This is a genomic window from Erwinia persicina NBRC 102418, from assembly GCF_001571305.1.
In the GTDB taxonomy this organism is placed as follows: Bacteria; Pseudomonadota; Gammaproteobacteria; order Enterobacterales; family Enterobacteriaceae; genus Erwinia; species Erwinia persicina.
Genome location: NZ_BCTN01000044.1, coordinates 1 through 5,246, shown reverse-complemented (window position 1 = coordinate 5,246; position 5,246 = coordinate 1). Strand labels below are relative to the sequence as shown.

Genomic DNA, 5,246 nt, shown 5'->3' with positions numbered 1-5,246 from the left:
GCCAATACCCACGAGAGCAAAGCCGCATAGCGCCATCGTCCAGCCGGGTACCAGCACCACTATCAGATACCCTGCGATGCCCAGAAGGTCGCCGTCTGCGGGGCGATCCTGCCCCGAGCAGCAGCGCGCCCCCACCGGCCCCGGCAATGCCGCCGACGCTCCACAGGCAGTGAAACCCTGACATTAAGGGCTTATCCGCAGCCTGCTCGACCAGCGTTCCCTGGACGTTCATCGCCACATCAGCCAGCCCAATCCCCGTGCCAAAGACAAACAGGCTGGCGGCCAGTAACCGGATATCAGCCAGCGTCGCCAGCAGCGGCAGCATCAGGCAATACAGCACCACTAAAGCCTGGGACCATCCATGCATCAGAGCTTATTCGTTCACTGTTAAGAAGTAGCCGGCCATCAGGTCTGGCTCAGGCGATTATTGAAGTGGGCCGGGTAAACAAGACTTTGTATCTTCTCAACTATATCGATGATGAGGATTACCGGCGTCGGATACTCACTCAGCTCAACCGGGGAGAAGGACGCCATGCAGTGGCTCGAACCATTTGCTACGGACAACGAGGTGAGATTAGAAAACGCTGCCGTGAAGGGCGGGAAGATCAACCAGGTGCCCTGGGCCTGTGACCAATGCGGTGGTGCTGTGGAACACACTTTACATGCAGGAGGCGTTGTCACATCTTCGCAAATCGGGGGAAACGCCTGAGAAGGAGCATTTGGCAAGATTATCGCCGCTGATATATGGCCATATAAATATGCTGGGACATTATACGTTTTCATTACCGGAAGATATTCTGAAGGGCGAGTTAAGATCATTAAATTTCAATAAAAAAATCAATTAAATTCTTCGTGTGTTTTTTTACATCATTGGCCCTCGAACCCCAACCAGGGCTAAACTGAAAGGACGAATTTGGTTTCAGCGGGCTTGTACACCCTGCTACCATCCGAATCAACAGTTCCCCAACTATTGGTTCGGCAAAAAACCCGCCGCAAGGCGGGTTTTTTCGTTTCTGGACAGAAGATTGCGCGCAGCCACAAAGGATCTCCAGAAGCGCCTTTCCGTCTGCGAAGATATTTTGCTCAGAACGCATTGTTCCTGAGACGGAAAGAACGGGTAATACGGTTCCATATCTCCACCAGTTCGGCATCGCTGTAAGTTGGTAGGCTATCGCTGCCTGTAGGCAGGCTCTCGTTACTTAACGTCAGGTCAAGATTTGGATGTCTGAAATCCGCCGTTTTCTCATTGGCTACAGCAGTGAACAATAACTGTAATTGTCCGGGCGAATTATCGGATGATTTTTCTGGCGGAGCAGTGATAAGCCATTCGCTGGTATCAAAGCCAGCAATCTGCGTTTTACCCTTTCGCAACGTCCGTCCGTTTATGCTGCTGATATAAGACTGGATTTCACCGCTTCGTTCCAGCATGTTTGTGCTTTCTTTCAGGTTATTATTACTCCATACAACAAAAGAAAAGACCGGATTATGCGGATAGACAAAGGTAATATCCTCCTTCGGCTCCGCACTTCCATCACGGATAAACCCTTCTGAAATACAGGTTCCCGGCTGTGCCGGGATGTCATCGTCTTTTCGCCCCCTCAGACGGGACATTAAGTCCTGTAACTCAGCCAGTTTCTGAGGCTTGTTATTCGCCATCCAGGCGGGTCTTCCGGCCTCATCCCGCAAATAAAATGCACGCTCTTTGGCAAAACGTGGATCGGAGTAATCAAGAATCTCCTGAGTGAGAATAAACGCCACCCCGTCAACGTACAGGTGTCCTTCCAGAATGCGGCCGAACCCGGGCACACTCTCATTTTCATTACGATCAAAGATCACCGCGTTCTCACTCAGCCGATACACCTGCTTGAGAAAAGGCTGATCGACTGCTCTCACCGTATGCCCGTTCTGTAATGCCTCCTCCCGCAGCCGGATACGCTGTTCAAACGCCGGACGGTAGAGCCGCTTGCTGCTGATGCTGATCTCATTAATCTGGGCGCGGTCCGTCAGGGTGTTTTCAAAAGAGGCAGGCACCTCAAACACGTAGCGCCCCACGCACTGGGCTTTCGTGGTGGTAAACAGGGTATCGACCATACGTTTTTCCTTGTCCGTTAACGCCGGTGGCGTGTGCACAAACGTCACATAGTTGTGAATATAGAATCCTGCCGCCAGCAGCAGCATCGCCAGCGGGATAAGCAGGGGAAGCGGGAATTTTTTCATGGGACCGGCACCTGCTGCACGATTTTCACCACCGAGCGGACCGTGAACATCAGGGCATCGGACAGGTCGCTGTAAACCGAGCGGGAGCGGTCCACGGGGTCTACTGCATAGGCTCCCTCATGGTCAACATCAGTTGCCAGTACGCCGCGAATTCGCGGGGAGGTGGTACGGATGGCCGTCACCGGCACCGTGCCGTCGCCGGGCGTCCCCGCTGAGATCAGCTCAAAGGTTTTTCCTGCATCATACCGGTACGCCGGCGACGATGGCTCCGGATAGCCCATCACCGGCACGGGGGGCAGAACCGGGCGTTCTTTCCACGTCAGGAACGCGTCAGACTTATTGTCCGCGCTCGCGCCGTAAAACAGCCAGGTCTGCGGGTGATATTTACCGTTCAACTCTTCGATAAATTCTTTAACGTATTTACTTATCCTCGACTCATATTTGCTCCATTCATCAGCAGTGTTATCCAGCAGTAAATCCTGCTCACACAGCCGCCACCAGGCCGTCTTGTTCAGGTAAATTTCCTCATACGGGTCATCGACCGGCAGGGACATGCGTTGACTGCTGCCCTCTATTTTCAGCCAGCCCGGACCATAAGCCTTGCCCGGCAGCAACTGTAACGGACCGGGCGACTGGGCCAGCACCGGCATCAGCTTTTCTGCGCTGTCCCCGATAATCATCCCCGTTACGCCGCGCTCGCCCGTTTTCATCCGGCGGTACGCCGCCGGGGAGCCAAGGTCCGGCATCACGCCGTGCACCATCCCCAGAATATTTTCCTGTCCGTTCATGTTTTCCGAGTAGTGCCGCGCAACCAGCCCCCCCATCGAGTGCGTGACCAGAATGACCTTGTTCACCGCCAGGCGGCCGTGATAACCCCCCAGCACCCTGCGGATATACGTTCCCAGCAGCGTCGCCGAGTCCGCATTGGACTGCAGCCAGTTGTAACCAAAAACGTGAAGCGGATATAAAAACCGGTGCCCGTGCGCCGTGTCTTCTTCCGTCAGCACCTGTTCCGCCGGCTCGTCGCCTATCCTGACGCCGGTAAAACGCTGCCGCGCCGTTTGCAGCTGCGCCTCCCTGAAGTAATTATCCATCAGGATGTCGTCGTCGCTGAGCAGGTACTGCAGCCGGTCAAGCGCTTCCCCGTAGCTCTTGTAAAACGCGCTTCCCCATCCACGCGCCCGCCGCGAGGGGAATTTTTTACCGTCCGCCCCGTCGTTTAAAATCTCCCCGCCGTCGTCCACCGTCGTGGACTTCGGATCAAGTAGAAACTTCCTTTTCTCCGGACCCGCAAGCGGCCATTTTTTAAGCGAAGAAGCGCTGAACTGCCAGACTTCACTCTTTCCGTTTTTCAGGTTTGACCCCATCACCCCCGGAATAAAAATCACCGGGATCACCTTTTCAGGCGGCACGAGGCAAAGCGCCACGTAATTTTTTTCTTTCGCCTGGGGAATGATTTCATAATGAAACCGCCCGTCGTCATCCCACACTGGCCGGTGATAAGCACTGTTTTCATTGTCGTCCATGCGCTAACTTCCTGTTATTCTTCGTTGATTAGCTGGCCATCGTCACCGGCACACTGAAAGCGAATACAGTTCCGGGCGCCGGAATCCTGTGCCTGCTGCGCCGGGACAGGCGACTGACGGGTATTGCGGGAGGTCAGAGAGCCAGTGCCTGTGCTGACAGACTGCGTGGCTGAACCGTAAACATAGTGATCGGGGCAATGGCACAGCACTCTGTCACCTGTGGCCGCATACGCTTTGCCTTCTTCTGCCCGGTCCTGTGCGGAGGCCAGAATTTCAAAATACCCGTTGCATTTGCTGCATGATGCCTTGTCGCCGATCCGGGCTATTGCTTTATTTCCCTCAAACCAGGTCGCAGTGGCAGAAATAATTTCTCCATAACTTGTTTTGTCGCCCAGGCAGGCCAGTGCTCTTGCCATCATTAATCCCTCAATATATAAGCGGTTATCCTCACCGGCATCATACAACAATCACAACTTAACCAAAATCACCCGTTTGTGATTGCCGGTACAGTGCCTGAATGCGGCATATCTGGGAGGGGCTGTACCCTGTCGCGTCTGCCGTTTCACGGATGCTCAGTTTCTTGACCTGCCGGTAGTACAGGACTTTCTGATGTCGCTCCTGATCGGCCTGTTTTCCCCGGTATTTTCCCAGTGTATGCGCCCGTTCAATTCCCTGCTTCTGGCGCTGGCGGCGGCTCAGCCAGTCTTTATGCGACATCGCAGCCATCAGGTCGATAAGCATGTTATTGATGGCGGTTATCACAGCGCGGGTGATTGGGTCAGCCTGCGAGGGGGCTTTATCTGACAGCGCCTGCCATGAGGTGGGCACATCCAGGCTGACAATCCGCAGCTCGTGTTGCTCGATCTGCTTTTTCAGCGTCATCCAGTCGCTGTTGCTCAGACGGGTCAGGCGGTCTATCTGCTCGACCAGCAAAATATCATTGTGGTGACTGTCCATCAGTAAGCGCCCCAGCTCAGGGCGATCAAGTTTTGTACCGCTGATATTTTCCCTGTAATAACTGGCTATTTTATGCCCCCGCTCCTGAACGAACTGCTTCAGCATCTCTTTTGCCCGATCGGCGAACTGATCTTCTGTCGATGCCCTTAAAAACCTGTAACGCGCTGGCGCGTGCGATATTCCTGCACCGTCTGGGTGAAATCAGGGATCGTAAACCGGAAAAGCAGAGCTACCGCGCCAGTGGACTGACGCTGCTGACGGCAGCTATCTCGCTGTGGAATACCGTCTATATGGAAAGAGCGGTCGATGCCCTGAAGCGTAAAGGGGTGAAGATGAACGAGCAACTGCTGTCGCATTTGTCCCCGCTAGGCCGGGAACACATCAATCTGACAGGCAATTATATCTGGAAAAGCAACCGGATACCGGCTTTCGGTAAGTTTCGTCGGCTGAGGCCAGCTAAAGTATGAAGGTCAAAAAACAACCTTAACGTACAATAATTTTCGATATCCAAACTGACCCCATGTGCAAGGCAAGAGAATGGCTTAA

4 protein-coding genes and 3 pseudogenes are annotated in these 5,246 nt (G+C 53.9%); 2 read left to right on the top strand and 5 right to left on the bottom strand.

Going from position 1 to position 5,246, the window contains the following annotated elements:
- A pseudogene (locus EPE01S_RS24015) lies at positions 1-367 on the bottom strand (hypothetical protein); the annotation flags it as partial.
- On the opposite strand from EPE01S_RS24015, the pseudogene EPE01S_RS23180 reads away from it, so the two are divergent.
- Positions 343-845, top strand: a pseudogene (locus EPE01S_RS23180) (Tn3 family transposase); the annotation flags it as partial. The pseudogenes EPE01S_RS24015 and EPE01S_RS23180 overlap by 25 nt on opposite strands.
- Positions 846-1,083: 238 nt before the next feature.
- Here the strand turns inward: EPE01S_RS23180 and EPE01S_RS22395 are convergent.
- From EPE01S_RS22395 to EPE01S_RS22380, 4 genes are read right to left on the bottom strand one after another with little or no spacing between them, the layout of a single operon-like run.
- Positions 1,084-2,217, bottom strand: a complete 1,134-nt coding sequence (locus EPE01S_RS22395; protein WP_062749609.1) for a Tli4 family immunity protein — start codon at positions 2,215-2,217, stop codon at positions 1,084-1,086.
- Positions 2,214-3,743 carry a lipase family alpha/beta hydrolase gene (locus EPE01S_RS22390; RefSeq protein ID WP_062749606.1) on the bottom strand — a complete coding sequence of 510 codons (1,530 nt, stop codon included), beginning with the start codon at positions 3,741-3,743 and terminating at the stop codon, positions 2,214-2,216. Before EPE01S_RS22390 ends, EPE01S_RS22395 begins: the two co-directional genes overlap by 4 nt.
- Before the next feature lie 14 nt (positions 3,744-3,757).
- Entirely contained in the window at positions 3,758-4,162 is a 405-nt protein-coding gene (locus EPE01S_RS23175; protein WP_255210178.1) for a PAAR domain-containing protein, read from the bottom strand.
- A 55-nt stretch (positions 4,163-4,217) separates the two neighbouring features.
- On the bottom strand, positions 4,218-4,880 hold the full coding sequence (locus EPE01S_RS22380; RefSeq protein ID WP_062749604.1) for a recombinase family protein: 663 nt from the start codon (positions 4,878-4,880) through the stop codon (positions 4,218-4,220).
- Here EPE01S_RS22380 and EPE01S_RS22375 point away from each other — a divergent pair.
- Positions 4,859-5,187: pseudogene (locus tag EPE01S_RS22375) on the top strand (Tn3 family transposase); the annotation flags it as partial. The gene EPE01S_RS22380 and the pseudogene EPE01S_RS22375 overlap by 22 nt on opposite strands.
- Positions 5,188-5,246: the final 59 nt, after the last annotated feature.

Coding starts and splice junctions, on each gene's coding strand:
- EPE01S_RS22390 (WP_062749606.1), bottom strand. CDS start 3,743: ATGGACGACAATGAAAACAGTGCTTATCACCGGCCAGTGTGGGATGAC.
- EPE01S_RS23175 (WP_255210178.1), bottom strand. CDS start 4,162: ATGATGGCAAGAGCACTGGCCTGCCTGGGCGACAAAACAAGTTATGGA.
- EPE01S_RS22395 (WP_062749609.1), bottom strand. CDS start 2,217: ATGAAAAAATTCCCGCTTCCCCTGCTTATCCCGCTGGCGATGCTGCTG.